Here is a 21210-nt window from a genome sequence, read left to right as displayed (position 1 = left end):
TGAGCTCATCCTCTCCAGATTCTAATTTATTTCCCAGCAGGGAGGTAGTCGTTCGTAAATGCTTTATCTACGTCGAGCGGTTTATCTAGGAGTTTGCGTTTATAGAGCCAGTCAGAGAAGTTCTGCCATACTTCCTTCTTCTGTTCACCCCATCTTGCAGCATCATCCTGGTACCTTGGGCTTAGCCATTTCTGGCTTGCTTTAACGAGCTCTGCATTGAGGTCTGGAACGGCCTTAATTAGGATATCTGCGGCTTTCTCAGGGTTCTGGATGGCATATTGATACCCTTTGGATGTCGCTCTCATGAACGCTTTTACCAATTCAGGGTCTTGAGCAATCACTTTCTCGCTTGTAACAAGAATAGGCGTATAGTAATCGAGCGCTTTATCGTAATCTTTCACATACAGCATGTTCAGTGGCTGATTTCGCTGCTCTGCTTCAATTCCCGTCCAAGCGTAGTAGATCCATGCAAAGTCAATGTCACGTTTTACAGCTGTAAAATAGTCCGCGTCACCCATGTTGATATATTTTACTTTGCTGTAGTCACCGCCATTTTCCTCCACAAGCGTCTTCAGCATTGCTTCTTCGACGGGGGAACCCCAGCCGCCGTATTTTTTGCCCTCGAAATCTTTCGGGGATTTAATGCCGCGGTCTGCTGGAGCAGCGAACCCAGAAGTATTATGCTGAATGATCGCAGCGATGGAGACAAGCGGTACACCTTGCGTACGTCCTTGGGTAACGCTCTCTTGATAACTGATACCGAACTGCGCTTCGCCAGATGCGACCATCGCGTCAGCCCCGCCTGAACCAGGCTGCACAATTTCTACGTTTAGTCCTTCTTCTTTGTAGTATCCTTGATCTTTGGCCACGTATAGACCTGTATGGTTTGTGTTTGGTGTCCAGTCGAGCACGACTTTCACATCCTTCAATGTCTTAGCTGCCTGTTTATTACTACCCGTTGCCTGGCTTGATGAGCTGTTGTTGTCTGCCTTTGGCGTACTGCTGCATCCAGTAACGATAACGAGCATGCAGACGATTAACATGATGAACCATTTCGCGTTTCTCATTTATAAATCTCTCCTTCTAAGATAATATCCCCACAGTCCGTATGTAGTTTGTAATAAACCGACCTATAATACAAAAAAAGCGCCCCAGATCGGGACGCATAGAGAGCGCAAGAATGAAATGATGAAAATCATTCCCATGCTTATTTCGTTCCTACGCTGGCATTACCCAGATCAGGTTAAAAGGGTCAGTATCTTAAGGGATACAATCTCAGCCGGCCAATTCCAGCACCCCTGAATATGAAGCTGTGGGTTTATCAAATGTATTATAGTCTTTATTTTCTTATGATGTCTATAACATTTTGATCTTGTTTATTTTTACATAATTTTTACAAAAATGTAATTCTTATATGATATAATTGAAGAATAATATGATCTAAGAGGTCATACTCATATTTTTGTGCCAAAAATATGTTATTAACGGGAGGGTTATTTTTGAAAAAGTTGAGCCAGATCACGTTCAAAAGACTGACATCCGCCTTCGTTGCAGCAGCGTTTGTAGTGGTAACAGCGATTCCTGCATCAGCGGCTGACAGCGGGACAACGGTGAAACTGCGAATTTTGGAAACGACCGACTTACACGTGAACATCGTCAACTATGACTACTATGCAGACAAAGAAACAGATCAGTATGGATTAGCCAAGACAGCCACCTTGATTAAGAAGGCGAGAGAGGAAGCGAAGAACAGTCTTCTCTTTGACAACGGTGACCTGATTCAAGGGAATCCGCTCGGAGACTATGTGGCCAAGGTAGATCCGCTTAAAGATGGGGAAATACACCCTGTGTATAAAGCGATGAATTTGCTAGATTATGACGCGGGCAATATCGGCAATCATGAGTTCAACTATGGTCTTGATTTTCTAAAGCAATCCCTCAAAGGCGCGAATTTCCCTTACGTCAATGCGAATGTGTACATAGATGACAAAGACCAAGATCCAAACAATGATAAAAACGCATTTAAACCATACATTATTCTCGATAAAACAGTAACCGATGAAAGCGGTAAGACGCACACACTTAAAGTGGGGGTGATCGGCTTTGTACCTCCGCAAATTTTGCAGTGGGATAAAGCGAATTTAGAAGGTAAAGTTATCGCTAAAGATATCGTCGCGACTGCGAAGAAATTCATTCCGCAAATGAAGAAGGAAGGGGCTGACATCATTGTTGCCGTTCCTCACTCGGGATTTGAAGATATTCCGCAGACGGATATGATGGAAAACTCCGTTCTCTACTTAACCAAAGTAGAAGGCATTGACGCTGTATTGTTCGGCCATGCGCACAAGGTGTTTCCTAGCGATGCGTTCAAAGGTAATACAGGCGTTGACCTTGAAGCGGGTACGATCAACGGAATTCCAGCCGTAGAACCTGGATTTTGGGGGGACCATCTCGGTGTTATCGATTTAGAGCTAACTCAAGTAGATGGTAAATGGAAAGTTGCTGGCTCCAAGACGGAAGCGCGTCCCATCTATGATACAGTCAATAAAAAATCATTGGTTGCAACAGACGAAGAAATTGTTAAAGCTGTCGAAACAGAGCATGAGCATACGCTTGACTACATTCGCGGACCGGTAGGTAAGACGACAGCGCCGATCAACAGCTTCTTCGCATTAGTTCAAGATGACCCATCCATTCAAATCGTAACGAACGCACAGAAATGGTATGTTAAGAAGCAATTGCAAGGAACGGAATATGAGAAGCTGCCTGTATTGTCAGCAGGAGCTCCGTTCAAAGCGGGTGGACGTTCGGGCGCCAGCTATTATACGAACATTCCAGCTGGAACGATTGCCATTAAAAATGTTGCCGATCTCTATGTATATCCAAATACCGTCCATGCCGTGTTGGTAACGGGTGCTGAAGTGAAGGAATGGCTCGAATGGTCCGCAGGCCAGTTCAATCAAATTCATACGGATCAGACTGGTGAACAGCAGCTGATCAACAATGATTTCCCTACGTATAATTTTGACGTCATCGACGGTGTATCTTACGAAATTGATGTCACTCAGCCTGCAAAATACGACGCTAAAGGCACCGTTATAAACCCGACTGCGAGCCGGATTAAAGATTTGAAATTTGATGGAAAACCCATCGATCCTAAACAAAAATTTGTCGTAGCAACGAACAACTATCGCGCTTCTTCATCGAAGCTTGCGAACCCAGATGGCAAACGGATCATTATGGCCGCTCCAGATGAGAACAGACAGGTCGTCATTGATTATATTCGCGAAAATAAAACGATTAACCCAACTGCAGATGGCAACTGGTCATTAGCTCCGATTAAAGGGGGCGTAAATGTAACGTTCGTCTCCTCACCGGATGCGAAAGATTTAGCTGCAAACAGCAAAGGGATTTCTTATGTGGGAGCAGGGGAAAATGGCTTTGCGAAGTACAGCTTGAATTTCGCAGAACTTGCACCAAGCAAGGATATTCCTAGCGATCAACCTGTCACTCCAGCTCCTTCAGGTAATGCTGCGGATGAAGGAAAGCCAGCGACAGACATAGAAAAACCAGCTCCTGCTACTTCAACTGCACCTGCGAAGGCGACTTCACCAAGCGCTGACGCTTCTAAGGAGATTGTGTACACCGTGAAGAAGGGAGACACTTTATCTCATATTGGATTAAAATATAGAGTGTCATGGCGGAAGCTGGCCGAAGTTAACCATCTTTCGAATCCAGATTTCATAACCATCGGACAGAAGATTGTTATTCCGGCGGCGCAATAATACAATCTAACAATTTAATAATCTAGAACGTTAAAAGGGAGCTGAGAAAATTCAGCTCCCTTTTATTTTATTCGACTCAAAAGAAGAATTATTTCCCCGGTAATAGGGGAGAGGTGTCGAATAAACCGTATTCGTGTTATAATATTTACCAGTGGCAAAAATTATGTATGAGGGTCATGTCTGGCCAAGAAACTCATCATAGCTCAAGATAGAGGAGGATGTGTATTGAACTTCAGCGGTTGCAAACCGATCGAAGACCAAGGCATAGTAAAGTTACAGCCCGTTTCCACTTTACTTATTGATGCACTAAATGAACATGGCCTCTCCTATATCATTCAAGATGATTGTGTCATTCACTATAGCGATTCGAATGAAATGATGTGCTTATTGCAGAAGCTTAACAGTTTGCCAGCAGAGCTGCAGCAATCTATTCAGATATACATTGTCGGACAACGCTCTGAAGTTAACGGTCCTGAGTGGATTCCTCTTAAACAGTTAAATCGCAGATTAAATGACCATCATATTATGGATATTATTAAGGAAGAACAGTTTACAAGCTATATGCAGCCTATTGTAGATAGCTCAGAACAGATTGTTGCTTTTGAGTTTCTGCTGCGTCCTGCGCAGGACGGGGTTTCTTTTCACCCTTATGAATTGTTCGAAGTGGCTCGTGAAGCGGGATTGCAGTCATTCCTCGATCGGGCGGCGCATATTTCGGCGATTGAGACGAGCAGTCTTTGGGTACCTCAAGGCATTAAACGATTCGTTAATTTTTTGCCATCATCTATATATAACCCAGAATATTGCTTAAGCTATACGTTCCACACGATTGAGCGGCTCAAATTAGATCCTCGTGACTTTGTGTTTGAAGTGGTAGAGACGGAGCAAATCGATATTCAGCAGCTGCAATATATTTTTGATCTGTACAGGGATAATGGGATAGCTGTCGCTCTTGATGACGTAGGCGCCGGATATTCGACGCTGGAAGAGATGGTATTGCTAAGGCCTGATTATGTCAAAATTGACCGGGGATTAATTAGTGAATGCGATAAAGATCCTATCAAACAGCGTGAAATCACTAAAATTGTCGAGCTTGCAAATGACTTCGGAGGTGAAGTGCTTGCAGAAGGAATTGAGCGCAGGGAAGAGTTTGAGTTTTGCGTGGAGAGCGGCATCCAATTAGCGCAAGGATACTTGTTCGGTAAACCGTCAGCAAGACCGCCCAAAGGTGTCTTTGCCAAATAAAATGAATACTTTGATACATAAAACATTTACTTACTTAATTAAAATATATGATTACATATGCAAACAACCCCGCAGCCTTGAAAGCTGCGGGGTTGTTTCTGTATCCATGACGTATTAAATGTTTACGGTAATATTGCTAAGTCCGTTCACTGTATAGGCATTGCCGTATACATTTACAGCCGCTGGCGTTTCCGTTTCATTCGTGATCGTTACAACTTTCTCAGTAACATTGACATTCAAGCGGGAACCGCGGAACATCACTTTGAAGGAGAACGATTTCCAGTGTCCCGGGTTAAATGGATTCAGATGAAGAACGCCGTCTTTCACTTTCAAGCCGCCGAATCCTTGAACAACAGACATCCACGTTCCTGCCATACTTGTAATGTGCAGACCGTCTTCTGTGTCATTGTTATAGTTGTCGAGGTCAAGTCTGGCTGTACGCAAGTACATTTCGTACGCTTTCTCCTGGTATCCAAGCTCACAAGCAAGGATTGAATGAACGCAAGGAGATAGGGAAGACTCATGCACCGTAAATGGCTCATAGAAATCAAAGTTGCGTTTCTTCGTATCCAAATCATAACGATCGCCTAAGAAATATAACCCTTGGAGAACGTCAGCTTGTTTGATGTAGACGGAGCGAAGGATACGGTCCCAGGACCAGTTTTGGTTCAGCGGCAGATGCTTCGGATCAAGATCTTTCACTGGAAGGAGCTCTTTATCTAAGAAGCCGTCCTGCTGCAAGAAGATACCGCGCTCTTCGTCCACTGGATAGTACATTTTCGCGATGATTTCTTTCCATTTCGCTGTTTCAGTCTCTTGCAATTGTAATTTATCTACGAGTTCGCTGTAGCTAGCAGGTTCGTTTTGTTTCAAGTAGTCAAGCACTTCAAGTGTATATTCCATCGTCCAAGCTGCGATACGGTTCGTGTACCAGTTGTTGTTCACGTTGTTCTCATATTCGTTAGGGCCAGTTACGCCGAGCATAACGTACTGATCTTTAGCTGGAACATAGTGTACGCGTTCTTCCCAGAAACGAGAAATTTCCGCCAGCACTTCAAGTCCATATTGTCCGAGATAGGATTTGTCGCCAGTGTAATTTACATAGTTGTAGATCGCGTAAGCAATCGCACCGTTACGGTGAATTTCTTCGAACGTAATTTCCCATTCGTTATGACACTCTTCACCGTTCATCGTTACCATTGGATAGAGTGCGCCTTTCGTAAAGCCAAGTTTACGTGCGTTTTCTTTCGCTTTCTCCAAATGTTTGTAACGATAGATGAGCAGGTTGCGGGCAATGCTGGAATCAGCCGTGCTGAGATAGAATGGGAGGCAGTAAGCTTCCGTATCCCAGTATGTGCTGCCGCCGTATTTCTCGCCTGTGAAGCCTTTAGGTCCGATGTTAAGACGGTCGTCTTCACCGCTGTATGTTTGATTCAATTGGAAAATGTTAAAACGAATCGCTTGCTGCGCAGCCACATCGCCTTCAATGACAATGTCGCTTTCTTTCCATTTATTAGCCCATCCTTGCGCTTGTTCGGCTTTCAATTGGTCGAAGCCTTTAGCAACTGCTTTCGCAAGAGCTTCACGTCCAGCATCAAGCAGTTCGCCTAAACCGTAATCACGGGAAGTGACATTCGCTACATATTTGAAAATAACGACTTGTTCGCCTTTGCCAGCCTGAACTTTCACTTGGTTTGCGACATATTTCTCTTGTTCTATCGTTTGCGGATCGAGAGTAAGTTTTTGACCATTTTTTACAATGTCATATTGCATCACAGAAGTCACATGGAAGTCGAGCTTCTTCGTTTTGACCGTCAATGCAGCGGTGCCTTTACCAGCTTCCTTGTACACTTCGAGCCAGAACTTCTCGTCATAGTTAGAGTCTTTGTTCTTCACGTCGCCATCAAGGTATGGAGTAATCGTAAGGTCTGCGTCAAAGTTAACAGGTGTTACCGCGTAACGAATTGCACCGATCTCATGCTGCATGATACTTACAAATCGCACAGCTTCGACCTTCACTTCTTTACCGTCTTCAAGGACGGCTGTAAAGCTGCGGGACAGGTAACCTTCCTTCATGTTCAGCTCGCGTACGAAATCTTTCACAGTAAGTTTAGCCAAATCGAGAGGTGTACCGTTGATTTCGATGTCAATACCGATCCAGTTCGTACTGTTCAGCACTTTCGCGAAATATTCCGGATAACCGTTCTTCCACCAACCTACGCGTGTTTTATCTGGGTAATAGACACCAGCCATGTAGCTGCCTTGCAGAGAAGAACCGCTGTATTGTTCTTCAAAGTTAGCGCGCTGTCCCATATAACCGTTGCCGATACTAAAAATACTTTCGGAGTTTTCATGCAAATGCGGATCAAAGCCTTCTTCAATAATTGACCATTCATTCAGCTTCAAATATTGTTTCACTGTGATTTGCCCCTTTACGATAAAAGTTATCGATAATATTACCTAACTCCTATTAAGCAGGAAGAGTTAACTCAGTAAGACGTGCAACAGACATTTCTTGCAGGGAAGAGACGACGAAATTAGCTTTGCTTAACGTTTCTGGCGACCCAACGCCAATGCTGTACATATGCGCGCGAGTCGCGGCTTCAATGCCGGCTTCCGCGTCTTCAAATACAACGCATTCGGAAGGATGGGCGTTAAGTGCCTGTGCGCCTAGCAGGAACACTTCAGGATCTGGCTTTGCGCTTTGCGTTTTCGTGCCATCGATGATGGCATCGAAATAAGGAACAAGGCCTGTATTGTTTAATATAATCATTGCATTTTTACTAGCAGAACCAAGAGCGACCTTAATGCCGCTTTCTTTGAGCTCTTTCAAGAAATGAAGGCTACCTGGAAGAATTTCAGATGCGTCCATTTTGGATATGTACTCTACATACCAAGTGTTCTTTTTCTCGGCGAGCGCCTCTTTCGTTTTGTCATCAAAGGATAAATTGCCGATTTCAAGAAGAATATCGAGCGAGGCCATGCGGCTGACTCCTTTTAATCTTTCATTGTCCTTCTCGTTAAAATCAAACCCAAGTTCAGAAGCGAGACGCTTCCAGGCAATATAGTGGTATTTCGCGGTGTCTACTAACACACCATCCAAGTCAAATAAGCAAGCTTTAATCGGGCTCATTTACTACCATTCCTCCTGTGTGCAAACGTTTGAACATCTGGTAAAAAATAATTGAAGCGATAGGCTTCAATTATTTTATTCGTTACATCGTTGTCCACATTCTTATTTTAACGAGTATTATTTAACGAGAACATGGACGACTCACGTATAATCAAGCGATGCGGAATAATGTGTCTTTTTAGAAATTGCTTGTCGCCGTCACTTTGAATGAGCTGAATAAGCGCTTGAGAAGCGGTGTATCCCAATTGGTAAATCCCAATATCCACGCTAGTGAGCGGTGGTGTGTACAGCTCAGCTAAGGTAATATTGTTAAAGCTGACGACGCTTAAATCCTCAGGTACTTTAAAACCAAGCTCATGCAGACCGCGAAGCACGCCGAATGAGACGACATCGTCTAGTACGACAAGTGCTGTTGGTCGTTCTGGCAAGTTCATAAAGAAAGACATGGCGCGATAGCCGCTTTCTTGCAGAAACTCACCTTCAACAATCCATTCCGGGCGCATCTCAAGATTCGAATCTTGCAGCGCTTTACGATATCCTAACAAACGATCTTGCGATACGATCAAATTCTGAGGACCGCTTACGAATCCTATTCTTTGGTGTCCTAATGAAATTAGATGTTTGGTAGCTTCATATGCTGCCTGAACATTATCGTTATCTACAGATAGAATGCCGGAATATTCGTCACTGCGGCCTACTAAGACGAACGGAAATTGATTTGTTTGCAAAAATTCAACGACCGGATCATTATGGCGCGAATACAGCAAAATAGCACCGTCAACACGTCTGCCATGCAGGAGACGAGAGACCGCTTCAACTTCTTCCTTCTCATTCGCACCAGAGCTCAGGACGACGTCATAACCAGAACGATTGGCCTGAGTTACAATACCTCGGATCAGTTCCATAAAGAATAAGTTGTTGAACAGTTCTTCGGCAGGCTTCGGAAGAATGACACATATGCTATTCGTCGTTTTTGACACTAGGCTCTTCGCCATAATATTAGGATGATACCCTAGCTCTTCCATAATGTCTCTGACTTTTTTGGACGTTTCGCGGCTAATTCTAGGATGGTTAGACAGCACCCGGGACACAGTGGAAGGGGATACGCCCGCTTTTTTGGCTACATCTTTTATTGTTACAGACATTCAAACCCTCCTTGTGAAACCGTTTGCTCTCCAGATGAAGAAAGAACTCAGAATTCACATTAGATATCTTAATCCAAACCTTTTTTCTTGTAAATATGAAAAGGTGTCTCCCTTTACGAGCATATAAGGAAGCAAAAGTAACCGCTATCAAACTATTCAATATCGAGATATATCAAGAAACAACGAGAAAATTCCATTATTAGTCTGAAATACAGAAAAATATAGATTTTTTTCGGTTGTGCAAACGATTTAAATAAGTTTAATGTTCGGTTATGATTAGATTATACACTAAATAAAGCGCTTACGAAACTATTTAGCACATTTTTCTTAATATCGTAACCTATAACAGGGATAAAACGGCTATAAATATGGATTAAATTGGATGAAAAAGAATATTTTTTGCCGTTTGATTCAAACGTTTGCGCACATTTTGGAGCAATTTTATAAATACAAGGAGTGGATATTGTGAGAGGGAACAAATCATTGAAATGGTCTCGCGGCATAATGCTTACATTAGCAGTTGCATCGTTATCCGCATCGCTGCTCGCAGGCTGTTCGAAAGACAGTACCGGTCAGTCAAGTCCGAATACGAAGCAGGAACAGAAATCTGCAGCGCCAAAAACAGCTGTTGGGCAGACAAATACGCCTGTTGATGAACAGCCTTCTACTGTGTTCTATGAAATTTTTGTCCGTTCGTTCTATGATTCTAACGGAGATGGTATTGGTGATTTGCGCGGTGTTACAGAGAAGCTCGATTATTTGAACGATGGGAATCCGAACACGCATGACGATCTTGGAGTAGGGGGGATCTGGCTGATGCCAATCAATCCTTCACCAAGCTATCATGGGTATGATGTGACCGATTACCGAAATATTAATCGGGATTACGGAACGCTTGATGATATGAAGGAACTGATCAAAGAAGCGCACAAGCGCGGCATTAAAGTGATTATGGACTTTGTCGTGAACCATACGAGTACTGAACATCCGTGGTTTAAAGAAGCGGCAGGTGGCAAAGACAGCAAGTATCGCAATTATTACGTATGGGCGGAGGATCAGAAACGTGAGCCTATCGGTTCTAGTGCGGCAGGTAGCGGTAATCCATGGCACGAGAAGAACGGAGCCCACTATTTAGGAACGTTCTGGGAAGGCATGCCGGACCTCAACTTCGATAACTCTGATGTACGTAAAGAAATGATCGATTCGGGTAAGTTCTGGCTCAAGCTTGGCGTAGACGGCTTCCGGCTTGATGCAGCGAAGCATATTTATGAAGATCTTGCATCCGATAAAGGTGAAGCGACAACAGCGAAAAATGTGAAGTGGTGGCAAGAGTTCCGCAGCGGCATGAATGAAGTTAACCCTAATGCTTATATTGTAGGTGAAGTATGGGAGAATTCCGCTGTATCCGTATCCGCATATTTAGATAACGCATTCGATTCGGGATTTAACTTCGGTCTAGCTGAGTCGATCGTTAGCGCTGTTCAAAGAGAGCAGGATGCCAATATCGGCTTTACTTTAGAACGAGTTTATAAATTGTACGAGAAGAAGTCCCAAGGTAAATTTGTAGATGCCGTCTTCTTAACGAACCATGACCAGAACCGTGTGATGAGCCAGCTCTCCGGCAACATTGACCATGCGAAAATGGCTGCCAGCATTCTGCTGACATTGCCAGGCAATCCGTTCATTTATTACGGGGAAGAGATCGGCATGCAAGGCGCGAAGCCCGATGAATCGATCCGTGAACCGATGGTATGGAACGTCAAGTCTGGTGAAGCAGGGCAGACCAAGTGGGAAGCGAACCGGTACAATAGAGATGGCAGCAAGGTCAGTGTAGAAGCAGAAGCAGCGGACAAGAACTCACTGCTAAGTTATTACCGTACTTTGATCCAGTGGAGAAATGAGATTCCTGCACTGCATGACGGCGGAATCTTACAATATCAGCTGAGTAACAACAATAGAAGCGTGATGGCTTATGTTCGGGCGACGGCTAATGAGCGAGTGCTCGTTCTGCATAACTTGTCCAGTCAAGAGCAGCAAGTGAGCTTAAGTGCGGATAATTCTTTTAGTAGCATCGAACGAACAACGAATGATGCGGCTAAGCTTGATAATGGTCAGCTTACATTGCCAGCGTATTCGACGGTTATTTTGAAGTAACATAAGAAGAATATAGAATCCCTTCTTTCGGAAAGCTGATCAGAAATAGACCGTTTCCTTTGGTGAGGGCGGTCTATTTCCGTTTATTCAACGAAATCAGCGTTATGATTAATAACCCGAAGGTTCTTAATATGTATTCCAACAGTGTCGAGCCGATTGTTATAACCAAAAGAACCCAGCGGATTCCCGCTAGGTTCTTCCCATATCAAAGCTTATTTATTAGTCATCCACTCTGGTTTGGAGAAGCCTTTGAACTGTTCGTCAATCACTTTCTCGAAATCTTTCGATTGAATGACTTCTTTCAAATCTTTAGCAAACTGGCTGTCAGCGTCTTTCGTATTTACAACAACAACGTTGCGGTATTTTTCCTGCATGTTTTCCAGCTGTAAAGCACTCGTTAGGTCCATTTTCGCAGCAAGTGCGAAGTTGCCTGGTACAAGAGCGAGGTCTGTACTGTCTAGTGTACGCGGCAATTGAGCTGCTTCGAGCGGTTTGATCACGAGATGTTTAGGGTTATCTGCGATATCTTTTTCAGACATCGTTGCTGGGTTGGCACCTTCTTTAATAGTGATAAGACCCATATCTACCAAGAGCTTAAGCGAACGTGCCAAGTTGGTTGGATCGTTGGCAATGGTTAATGTACTGCCGTCCGCAATTTCAGAGACGGATTTAAACTTATGTGAATAGAGGCCCATTGGGATACTTGGAACGCTGATCACTGGGCTTAGATCCAGATTGTTGTCAGCTGCAAATTTCTCTAAATAAACGGAGTGCTGGAACAGGTTAGCATCGATCGAGCCATTGGCGAGCGCTTTGTTCGGCTGTACATAGTCGTTGAATTCTACAACTTCAATAGAGTAACCTTTTTTCTCCATAAGCGGTTTGATTGCTTTCGTTACCATGTCGCTGTATGGTCCTGCAGTTGCGCCGATTTTGAGTGATTTTTTCTGATCATTCTGAGCGCTGCCTTTATCAGCTGAATCGGTTGTTCCTTTTGCGCCGCATGCGGTTACTAACACGAGAATCAAAGTAAGCAGTAGAGCGGCAAGTCCTTTTTTCTTCATCGTTTTCTCTCCCCTTAATATATGTATATTTGCTCAACGTTTATCGACTTTACGAGCAGCCCAGTCACCCAAGAATTGAATGATCTGAACGAGCACGACAAGCAAAATAACCGTTGTAAACAACACTTTATTGTCATAGCGGTAGTAACCGAAGCGAATAGCGAGGTCGCCGATACCGCCGCCGCCAACTGTACCTGCCATAGCAGAGAAGCCTAGCAAGCTGATCGCTGTAATGGTAAGACCAGATATAATACCGGATTTTGCTTCAGGAAGAAGCACCTCACGAATGATGAGCCACGGTTTGGCGCCTGTTGCCACCGCTGCTTCAATCATGCCTTTGTTGACTTCCCGCAGGGATGACTCTACGAGTCTAGCGTAGAACGGAATGGCCGCCACCGACAAAGGAACTGCTGCAGCAGTCGGTCCAATCGTTGTTCCTAGAATAGCCTGCGTGAATGGAAGGAGCAGCACGAGTAAAATGAGAAACGGAATCGAGCGAATAATGTTCGCAATGACGCCGAGCACCATGTTCAGCACACGATTTTCATAAAATAAACCGCGGTCGCTCACAAACAGTAATATACCCGCTGGAATACCGATAATGATGGCGGCAAGCAGGGATAAGCCAACCATATATAACGTCTCATAGAACGCCTTAAGCATATCTGGCAACAATTCAGTAAGTGAACTAATCACGGTTTACCACCTCCACACCACAGGACTGATCGACGAGAAATTGCAGTGCTTTATCGATCTCACTTTGCTCGCCCTTCACTTCCATGATGAATGTGCCGAGCGGTTTGTCCTTAATGTATTCAATCTTTCCATGCAAAATATTGCCCTGAACGTTCGTCACCTTCAGCATCTGATTAATGATCGCCTGCTCGGCAGCGTGTCCACGGAACAATATTTTGACCACTTTGCTGCCAGAATCAAGCTTGTCCCATAAAGGATCAGGCAGCTTGAAATCAAGCGCATGCTGAATAAATTCCCTCGTTAGAGGCTGAACTGGATTTGCGAAAATATCATACACAGCACCTTGTTCAATGACGACACCGCCCTGCATAATTGCAACGTTATCGCACAGATCTTTGACAACTTCCATCTCATGCGTGATCAGCACAATCGTAATGCCCAGAGATTGATTAATGTCACGCAGCAGAGCAAGAATTGATTTCGTCGTCATCGGATCAAGCGCAGAGGTTGGCTCGTCGCACAGCAGTACTTGAGGGTCATTGGCGAGCGCACGCGCGATGGCTACCCGCTGCTTTTGCCCGCCGCTTAACTGAGCTGGATATTGATCGGCTTTGTCCGCAAGTCCAACGAGCTGAAGCAATTCAGGAACACGCTTTTTAATTTCTTCAGCCGATTTCTCAGCTGCTTTTAGCGCAAAAGCAACATTGTCGAATACAGTTTTGCTGCTGATGAGGTGGAAATGCTGAAAGATCATTCCGATCTTCTGACGAGCATTTCGAAGCTGTGGTTTAGATAGAGTGGTTAGGTTAACCCCGTCTACAATGACTTCCCCCGAAGTAGGCTTTTCAAGCAAATTGATGCATCGCAATAGCGAGCTTTTCCCCGCACCGCTGTAACCTACGATCCCGAAAATTTCACCTTTACGGATGGACAAATTCACATCTCGGACACCGTAAATGGTTCCTTTTTTCGTCTTGTATTCCTTATTTAGATGTTTCAGTTCAATCAACTTTGCGCCTCCTTATGTATTTGCAATTACAAAAAGCCCTCTCCCGCAGGAGAAGGCTCAATTCATAAACGTTATATTACTTAAAATTAGTTCTATTTCAATCCACTTTACTCTCCGGCAGGTTATATGCGATTGATGTATGAACTAAATCATATAATTCCACTCGGATATTGTCAATGAAAAATTCCCATTATTTCATTGCTTTAAACAGAGCGTATCCGTAAGCAGGCAATTGTACTTTAAGCCTACCATTTTGCGTCTGAACCGTTTCGCCTGTCACGATGTTTTGCAATGTTTTCTCTGCCACTTTGACATCGATCGTTTGCGCTTTGCTGTCGTTATTGGCGAAAATAACAAGCTTCTCATTCTCATCTTCACGCACATAAGCAAGCTTCGTGCTGTTCGCTTTTGCGTCTAGGAATGTAATCGTTCCTCCGCGCATTGCGCTGTGGTTCTTACGAAGACTAATGAGCTGTTGATAGAAGGAGAACAGGCCAAGGTCCTGTTTCTTCGGATCCCATTCCATACATTTACGGCAATCTGGGTCTGGACCGCCATCAAGACCGACTTCGTCACCGTAATAGATACATGGAGTGCCTGTGAACGTAAATTGGAACAATGCAGCGAGCTTCATTTTATCCTTATTGCCTTTAGCCAGTGTGAGCAGACGAGCTGTGTCATGGCTGTCGAGCAGGTTGAATGCAACTTCGTTCGCTTGACGCGGATATCTGCCTAATTGCTTGCCAATATAGTTGGAGAAGCTTTCTGCATCGATCTTTTGCTCAATGAAGAAGTCAAGCACCGCATTCGTAAATGGATAGTTCATGACCGCATCGAATTGATCGCCTTGCAGCCAAGCTGATGATTCGTGCCAAATTTCACCGAGGATATATGCGTCAGGATTTGCATTTTTGACAACTCGGCGGAATTCGCGCCAGAACTCATGATCCACTTCATTCGCCACGTCAAGACGCCAGCCGTCTATGCCCACTTCTTTGATCCAGAATTCAGCTACTTTGAGCAAGTATGCTTTCACTTCAGGATGCTCTGTATTGAGCTTAGGCATCATCGGTTCGAATGCGAACGTATCGTAAGTTGGGATGCCGTCAATGACTTCAAGCGGGAACTTGCGAACGTGGAACCAATCTTTATATTTGGATTTCTCGCCATTTTTCAGTACGTCAACGAACGGTGCGAACGTTCTGCCGGAGTGGTTAAACACTGCATCGAGCACAATGCGAATGCCGCGGTCATGAGCCAGTTTTACGAGCTTCTTGAGTGTCTCCACATCGCCGAAGTGCGGGTCAACTTGCATGTAATCTTCCGTATCATATTTATGATTCGTTGTCGCTTTAAAGATCGGTGTGAAATAAATAGCGTTCACGCCGAGTGTCGTCAGGTGATCGAGGTGATCAATAACCCCTTGCAGGTCTCCGCCGAAGAAGTTATCTGGACGCGGTTTGCCGCCCCATGGTTCTACGCCTTTAGGGTCATTGCTCTTATCGCCGTTCGCGAAACGTTCAGGGAAGATTTGATAAAAGATCGCATCTTTCACCCAAGCCGGTGTTTTGAAGACGTCGACTGGATTGATGAATGGGAAATCAAATAGACGGTCTGGATTTGCAGGAGGTTCCTTCATGAAGTCACTTTCGGTCATCCAAATTTTTTCTTTGCCGTCTTGCAATACGAAGCCGTATCTCAGTCTGCGGAATGGAGGTTTGACTTCACATTCCCAGTAGTCGAACAGTTCGTCAGACGCAAACACCGTCATTGGGATCAATTCCATCGTTTTATCCCATGCATATTTGTCGCCAACCATAGCTTCTACTTTGGTCAAATCGCCTTTTTTCGCACGCAAGCGCAAATGGATCGTTTGTCCGTCGTAGGCGTACGCCCAAATTTGTTTATTACGATGATAAATCGCTTCAAGTAACATCGTCGATTCCTCCTCTTTTCAAATAAAAAAGGTACAACCTTAGGCTAATGACGCATGAGCCGAGGTTGTACCTTATGAAAGATAACAGTGCCTTCAAATTTTGAAGTTATTACTGAAAATATACCACGATGTGTCAAAGTACACAAGGTATCTTTTTAAGCAGAAGCCTAAGTTTTAATCATGCTATAATAAATTCATACACCCAATATTTGGTGAAAGGATTTCGAAAATCAATGAATATAACGACAATACTATATATCGAAGATGATCACGAAATTGGAAGCTGGGTGACGAAGGATTTAGCGGAGAGAGGCTATGAAGTCGTCTGGTTAACAAGCGGCGAGGAAGCCGTCGACAAGGCGGCGGGCAGTCAGTTGGCCATTCTGGACGTTATGCTCCCTGGGCTGGATGGATTCACGATCGGGCAGCGGCTCAAGAAAGCATATCCATCGATGCCAATATTGATGCTGTCGGCTAGAACGTCAATTGATGATAAGCTGCAAGGACTTCAGTTTGCTGATGATTATTTGACGAAGCCGTTTCACCCTGATGAATTAGCGGCTAGGGTAGAGGTGTTGCTGCGGCGTTTCTTCGCGCATGTGAGCGAGCCTACCGAGCTGAAGCACTTGCTAGTTTACGAGAATGAGAATCGGATTGTGAACCGGCTCTCGGGTGAAGAAATTATTTTGACCGGCAAGCAGTTTCAAATCTTCTCTTATCTCATCCGCAACTTGGGGCAAATACTTACGAAAGAGCAAATCTATGAATCGGTATGGGGCGAGACATATTTGGAAGGCGACAAAACATTGATGGTGCACATCCGTTATTTGCGAGAGAAATTAGAACAAGACCCGGCTTCGCCTGAAATTATTGAGACGGTTCGCGGTGTAGGCTACAGGGTGAGAAAATGAAAATAAACGAGTTAGTGAAGTTCAGAAAATCCCGCAAATTCCGCAATTCGTTAACGTCACGATATCTGATGATCATTATGATTGCTCTACTATTTTTACAAATATCATTGCCGTTTACGGCGCTGATCTATTTTTTCTATGAGAATTTGACTAAATCGAGTGAGTCTGTACAAGGCAAGCCGTATCCAGATGCATTAGCGTTGGAGAAGATGTGGCACCAAGAGGCGAAGAATCTGGATGGCAGGTTAGGAGAGCAGATCAATGAAAGTCTATTAAGGCTTTGGCAGACTTATCCTCATTCGAAAGTGTTCTGGGTAGATCGAAATAATAAGACACAGCTGCGTATGCCGGATCAGGGCGATATTCCTGAGGTGTGGAATACTGCCGATATCATTTCTTTTATGAAAAAGTATACCGATGCCGATCCTTTCACTGTCGTTGCGTTCATTGGAGATCAGGAGAACAAGGGCCAAGGCTTTATGGTGTTCCAGCTCCCAAGGGAATTGATGAAGGGAAGCTCAGTAGCGGGCAATAATACGGCCTTTTACGGTATAGCAATGTCTGTGATGTTCGTCTTGTTTATCGCCATTTCGTGGCTGTTCTTCTCGCGTATTCGCCGAAGATTACTGCGGCTGGAGTCCGCCATGACTGCGCCGAGAGATAACGGTATTCCGGCTCCAATCGAGCTGAAGAAGAGGGATGAGATTGGTCAGCTGGAAGCTGCCTTCAACCATATGATCGAGCAGCTTGAAGAGAGCAGGCAGCGGGAGCAAGAGGAGGAGCAGTTAAGGAAGCAATTGATTGCCAGTCTATCGCATGATTTACGCACGCCGCTGACGGTCATTCGCAGCCATTTGTATTCCCTGCAGAAGGAACAGCTTACCGAGCAAGGGACAAGCTCGTTAGCACTTATGGAGATGAAAATTAGCGATTTAGCTACTTTGATTGATAACTTGCTTTCTTATAATTTGCTGACCAGCGGTCGGTATACACTTTCTCTCGAGACACGAGATGTGTTAAGGATTGTTCGAGAAGGCGCCGCGGCTTGGTATCCTGTGTGGGAGAAGGAGCATTTTGAAGTGGACATCAATCTGGAAGATGACCCGCTTATGTGGTCGGTTGATGAACAGTGGTTTCGACGGATTTTAGACAATCTATTTCAGAACATTGTTCGCCATGCGAAGACTGGACGCTATATAGGGATATGGACCGAGAAGAGAGAGGGCGGTGCGGCCATTCTGATTGCTGATCATGGACAAGGGATGGACGCAGCTTCTCAAAGTAAAGGAGCGGGCATCGGCCTTGCGATCGTTGATTTTCTTGTGAAAGAAATGCGGCTTTGCTGGGAAGTCGATAGCTCGGAGAAAGGCACGACGGTTATCCTTTACCATGAAAATTTAAACAAAATTTAAACTTGCAGTCCTCTTCGTTTTAAACTTCGGAGGGTAAATTAACTCTGAGGTGATTAATCGTGAGTGAATTTGTCATTCAAACCAGAGGATTAGTAAAAGAATACCGTGGCCGGAAGGCAGTCGATCAACTGAATTTAGAGATCAAGCATGGTGAAATTTACGGGTTTCTCGGTCCTAACGGAGCCGGGAAGACGACGACGATTCGGATGCTGCTAGGATTAGTGAAGCCTACGAAAGGCGCGATCCGAATACTAGGCAAAGACCTGCAGAAGGAGAAGTTGAGCATTCTAGGTAAGGTGGGCTCTCTAGTAGAGTATCCATCCTATTACGGACATTTAAATGCGACTGAGAATTTAGAAGCGATTCGGCGTATTTTAGATGCTCCCAAGTCGCGGATTGCTGAGGTGCTGGACATCGTCTCACTAACGAAGGAAGCGAAGCGTCCGGTCAAAGGATTTTCGCTAGGGATGAAACAGCGTCTTGGGATCGCAAGTGCCTTATTAGGCAACCCGGAGCTGTTAATTCTCGACGAACCGACGAATGGGCTGGATCCATCAGGAATTCAAGAGATTCGGGAATTAATTAAAACGATGCCAGAGCAGCATGGCATTACGGTACTCGTATCCAGCCACTTGCTGAGTGAAGTGGAGTTGATGGCAACTAAGGTAGGTATTATTCGTGAAGGCAGAATGGTGTTCCAAGACACGATCGAGCGGCTTCGCCGTCAAGCAGAGACAGGCATTAGACTCTCTGTATCTGCACCGGAGCAAGCGTTAGCTGCAGCTCAGGAGAAGGGTTACGATGGAGTTATAGACGGTGCGTTCCTCAATTTCACGAAGCTTCACAATAAAGACGTCGCCGTGTTGGTCAGACATTTGGTGGAAAATCACCACGACATTTACCGTGTAGAAGAACAGAAGAAGTCACTGGAAGAGATTTTTATGCGGATTGTCGGGGAGGGGGCTGCTTCATGATGGTTCGAGCACTCTCGGCCGACTTTCTGAAAATCCGCGGGAGAGGCATTTGGCTACTCGCCATTATTGGTCCGCTCGGAATTATTGCGCTGCAGGCAATAAACTTCGGTATCCGCTATGACTATTTAACGAAGTTGTATGCCAAGGACTTATGGGGCGGGTTACTCGAGAATATTGCTGGTTTTGTACCGCTGACGTTATTTCTAGGGTTCACGCTCGTATGCTCCCTGATTGCAAATGTCGAGTACCAGACGAGTTCTTGGAAGCAGTTATTAGCACTGCCGATATCCCGAACTGCGGTATTCAGTTCAAAATTTGCCCTTACCGTTATTGTACTGCTCATGTCATGTGTACTGCTGACCCTTGGAACGATTGGACTTGGGCTCGCGTTAAAGTTTGACGCTCCCATTCCGTATATGGACATTGCGAAGCTGGGATTCTATCCATTTCTAGCAGCGCTGCCGATGCTCGCACTTCAGCTGTGGTTGTCCATTTCATTTCGTAATCAAGGGCTTGGCGTATCTATCGGCATTCTCTGTTCTGTATTCTCTTCATTTACTTGGAAAGCGCAAGATTGGATGCCCTTAAAGTGGCCTATACTTGCCTATGAAGGAGACAATCCGCTTCAATTCGTCATGATCGGTCTCATCTGCGGAATCGCTGTCCTGCTCGCCGGAGTAGTGCATTTTGCGAGAAAGGATGTGGACTAAGATGGCTTCATTTGCAAAGGTGTTATCTTCCGAACGATTGAAGATGTCCAAGACGAATATGTGGATCCTCGTCATTATGAGCCCAATCGTATCTTCGTTAGTTGGCATTTTGTCCAACATTCCAGAAGATCACAAATCGTGGGGTGTGCTCTTAATGTATATGGCGAGTGTGCATGCGATGCTGTTCCTGCCGATATTGCCGGGCGTATTCGCTGCTTTCATATGCCGGTACGAGCATGTAGGCGGAGGCTGGAAGCAAATCCTCGCACTTCCTGTGAAGCGGAGCAGCTTGTATATCGCTAAATTTACGGTAGTAGCAGGAATGCTTGCGGTCTCGCAGCTTCTGTTCACAGCCGTATATTTGGGAATCGGATTTATGCGGGGGTTCACAGCTCCAATCCCATGGGAACTGATTGCGACCAGCATCCTTGGCGGATGGATAGCAACGCTGCCATTAGCTGCCCTACAACTCACCGCTTCACTAGTATGGACCAGTTTCGCCGCACCGCTCGCGCTCAACGTGATCTTCACGCTGCCGAACATGCTCGTCGCGAACTCGGAGAGATTCGCGCCTTACTACCCTTGGGTACAGCCGATGCTAACGATGCTCTCGGCAAGCAGCGAAGACTTCGGCGCATTTAATCTTCCGCTAAGTCAAATTATGACGATTGTGGTTAGTAGTTTTGTGGTGTTTTTTGTAGCGGGGTTGGTGTTGATTGGGAGGAAAGAGGTTTAGAGGGTTGGATTAAACAGGCTGCCGAGAGGTGGTCTGTTTTGTGTTTCAGTATGGAAGTAACTAAATTGTCGAAACAGGAGGGAAGTAAGAGAGCGTTCGCGAATATTTTAAGATAAGGAATGATTATACGAAGGAATTCGTAGATTATAAGATCTGCAATTCCTGCAAGGCAATTAAAACAATTGATACACTTCGATCACTCAGAAGCTAGTTAAATCAGTCTTTTACAAGATCTAAGATCAAAGTTTGTCATTTTTGAATGCGAGCAGTTCTGTGACCCCCTTCGAGCATTAAACTAAG

General features: G+C 44.8%; 16 protein-coding genes and 1 riboswitch. Of the genes, 8 read left to right on the top strand and 8 right to left on the bottom strand.

Going from position 1 to position 21210, the window contains the following annotated elements; genetic code table 11:
- Positions 1-26: 26 nt before the first annotated feature.
- Positions 27-1067, bottom strand: coding sequence for an ABC transporter substrate-binding protein (locus tag J2Z20_RS08990; protein ID WP_209848449.1), 1041 nt, complete (start codon positions 1065-1067; stop codon positions 27-29).
- A 131-nt stretch (positions 1068-1198) separates the two neighbouring features.
- A riboswitch (TPP riboswitch) is annotated at positions 1199-1310 on the bottom strand.
- A gap of 189 nt (positions 1311-1499) precedes the next feature.
- On the opposite strand from J2Z20_RS08990, the gene J2Z20_RS08985 reads away from it, so the two are divergent.
- Both J2Z20_RS08985 and J2Z20_RS08980 read left to right on the top strand, forming a co-directional pair.
- Positions 1500-3785, top strand: a complete 2286-nt coding sequence (locus J2Z20_RS08985) for a bifunctional 2',3'-cyclic-nucleotide 2'-phosphodiesterase/3'-nucleotidase (protein ID WP_483414314.1) — start codon at positions 1500-1502, stop codon at positions 3783-3785.
- Positions 3786-4010: 225 nt separating this feature from the next.
- Entirely contained in the window at positions 4011-5030 is a 1020-nt protein-coding gene (locus J2Z20_RS08980) for an EAL domain-containing protein (RefSeq protein WP_245252162.1), read from the top strand.
- A 114-nt stretch (positions 5031-5144) separates the two neighbouring features.
- Here J2Z20_RS08980 and J2Z20_RS08975 read toward each other — a convergent pair whose 3' ends face one another.
- From J2Z20_RS08975 to J2Z20_RS08965, 3 genes are all read right to left on the bottom strand, one after another.
- The gene (locus J2Z20_RS08975) at positions 5145-7448 is read right to left on the bottom strand and encodes a glycoside hydrolase family 65 protein (RefSeq protein WP_209848443.1); all 2304 of its coding nucleotides are present in this window, start codon (positions 7446-7448) and stop codon (positions 5145-5147) included.
- A gap of 52 nt (positions 7449-7500) precedes the next feature.
- Positions 7501-8163, bottom strand: a complete 663-nt coding sequence (gene pgmB / locus J2Z20_RS08970; RefSeq protein ID WP_209848440.1) for a beta-phosphoglucomutase — start codon at positions 8161-8163, stop codon at positions 7501-7503.
- Between the two features lie 107 nt (positions 8164-8270).
- On the bottom strand, positions 8271-9308 hold the full coding sequence (locus J2Z20_RS08965) for a LacI family DNA-binding transcriptional regulator (RefSeq protein WP_209848437.1): 1038 nt from the start codon (positions 9306-9308) through the stop codon (positions 8271-8273).
- Positions 9309-9812: 504 nt separating this feature from the next.
- Here J2Z20_RS08965 and J2Z20_RS08960 point away from each other — a divergent pair.
- Entirely contained in the window at positions 9813-11462 is a 1650-nt protein-coding gene (locus J2Z20_RS08960; RefSeq protein ID WP_209848888.1) for an alpha-amylase family glycosyl hydrolase, read from the top strand.
- 212 nt (positions 11463-11674) lie between these two features.
- Here the strand turns inward: J2Z20_RS08960 and J2Z20_RS08955 are convergent, their stop codons facing one another.
- The 4 genes from J2Z20_RS08955 to J2Z20_RS08940 all read right to left on the bottom strand — a co-directional run bounded on the left by J2Z20_RS08955 (position 11675) and on the right by J2Z20_RS08940 (position 16167).
- Positions 11675-12526: a MetQ/NlpA family ABC transporter substrate-binding protein gene (locus tag J2Z20_RS08955; RefSeq protein ID WP_209848433.1), complete on the bottom strand. Its 852-nt coding sequence runs from the start codon at positions 12524-12526 to the stop codon at positions 11675-11677.
- Between the two features lie 33 nt (positions 12527-12559).
- Entirely contained in the window at positions 12560-13189 is a 630-nt protein-coding gene (locus J2Z20_RS08950) for a methionine ABC transporter permease (RefSeq protein WP_209848885.1), read from the bottom strand.
- A 25-nt stretch (positions 13190-13214) separates the two neighbouring features.
- Positions 13215-14231, bottom strand: a complete 1017-nt coding sequence (locus J2Z20_RS08945) for a methionine ABC transporter ATP-binding protein (protein WP_209848430.1) — start codon at positions 14229-14231, stop codon at positions 13215-13217.
- A 190-nt stretch (positions 14232-14421) separates the two neighbouring features.
- On the bottom strand, positions 14422-16167 hold the full coding sequence (locus tag J2Z20_RS08940; RefSeq protein WP_209848427.1) for an alpha-glycosidase: 1746 nt from the start codon (positions 16165-16167) through the stop codon (positions 14422-14424).
- Positions 16168-16400: 233 nt separating this feature from the next.
- Between J2Z20_RS08940 and J2Z20_RS08935 the strand changes: the two genes are divergently transcribed.
- From J2Z20_RS08935 to J2Z20_RS08915, 5 genes are read left to right on the top strand one after another with little or no spacing between them, the layout of a single operon-like run.
- Entirely contained in the window at positions 16401-17078 is a 678-nt protein-coding gene (locus J2Z20_RS08935; protein WP_209848424.1) for a response regulator transcription factor, read from the top strand.
- Positions 17075-18490 (top strand): HAMP domain-containing sensor histidine kinase, encoded by a 1416-nt coding sequence (locus tag J2Z20_RS08930; protein WP_209848421.1) that lies wholly within the window; start codon positions 17075-17077, stop codon positions 18488-18490. The genes J2Z20_RS08935 and J2Z20_RS08930 overlap by 4 nt, the downstream gene beginning before the upstream one ends.
- A gap of 59 nt (positions 18491-18549) precedes the next feature.
- Complete coding sequence (locus J2Z20_RS08925) at positions 18550-19464, top strand: ABC transporter ATP-binding protein (RefSeq protein WP_209848418.1); 915 nt, start codon at positions 18550-18552, stop codon at positions 19462-19464.
- A complete protein-coding gene (locus J2Z20_RS08920) occupies positions 19461-20174 on the top strand; it encodes an ABC transporter permease (RefSeq protein WP_209848415.1) in 714 nt (237 codons plus the stop codon). Before J2Z20_RS08925 ends, J2Z20_RS08920 begins: the two co-directional genes overlap by 4 nt.
- Before the next feature lies 1 nt (position 20175).
- Complete coding sequence (locus J2Z20_RS08915) at positions 20176-20910, top strand: ABC transporter permease (RefSeq protein WP_209848412.1); 735 nt, start codon at positions 20176-20178, stop codon at positions 20908-20910.
- Positions 20911-21210 lie beyond the last annotated feature (300 nt).

Origin of the sequence: Paenibacillus sediminis (assembly GCF_017873765.1) — a bacterium.
GTDB classification, from domain to species: domain Bacteria; phylum Bacillota; class Bacilli; order Paenibacillales; family Paenibacillaceae; genus Paenibacillus_AG; species Paenibacillus_AG sediminis.
This window is presented reverse-complemented; position numbering and strand designations above follow the sequence as displayed.

What these genes read in the sequence shown, in the direction of transcription:
- J2Z20_RS08935 (WP_209848424.1), top strand. Translation starts at nt 16,401, where the DNA reads ATGAATATAACGACAATACTATATATCGAAGATGATCACGAAATTGGA.
- J2Z20_RS08960 (WP_209848888.1), top strand. Translation starts at nt 9,813, where the DNA reads ATGCTTACATTAGCAGTTGCATCGTTATCCGCATCGCTGCTCGCAGGC.
- J2Z20_RS08965 (WP_209848437.1), bottom strand. Translation starts at nt 9,308, where the DNA reads ATGTCTGTAACAATAAAAGATGTAGCCAAAAAAGCGGGCGTATCCCCT.
- J2Z20_RS08990 (WP_209848449.1), bottom strand. Translation starts at nt 1,067, where the DNA reads ATGAGAAACGCGAAATGGTTCATCATGTTAATCGTCTGCATGCTCGTT.
- pgmB (WP_209848440.1), bottom strand. Translation starts at nt 8,163, where the DNA reads ATGAGCCCGATTAAAGCTTGCTTATTTGACTTGGATGGTGTGTTAGTA.
- J2Z20_RS08940 (WP_209848427.1), bottom strand. Translation starts at nt 16,167, where the DNA reads ATGTTACTTGAAGCGATTTATCATCGTAATAAACAAATTTGGGCGTAC.
- J2Z20_RS08950 (WP_209848885.1), bottom strand. Translation starts at nt 13,189, where the DNA reads ATGCTTAAGGCGTTCTATGAGACGTTATATATGGTTGGCTTATCCCTG.
- J2Z20_RS08955 (WP_209848433.1), bottom strand. Translation starts at nt 12,526, where the DNA reads ATGAAGAAAAAAGGACTTGCCGCTCTACTGCTTACTTTGATTCTCGTG.
- J2Z20_RS08930 (WP_209848421.1), top strand. Translation starts at nt 17,075, where the DNA reads ATGAAAATAAACGAGTTAGTGAAGTTCAGAAAATCCCGCAAATTCCGC.
- J2Z20_RS08915 (WP_209848412.1), top strand. Translation starts at nt 20,176, where the DNA reads ATGGCTTCATTTGCAAAGGTGTTATCTTCCGAACGATTGAAGATGTCC.
- J2Z20_RS08920 (WP_209848415.1), top strand. Translation starts at nt 19,461, where the DNA reads ATGATGGTTCGAGCACTCTCGGCCGACTTTCTGAAAATCCGCGGGAGA.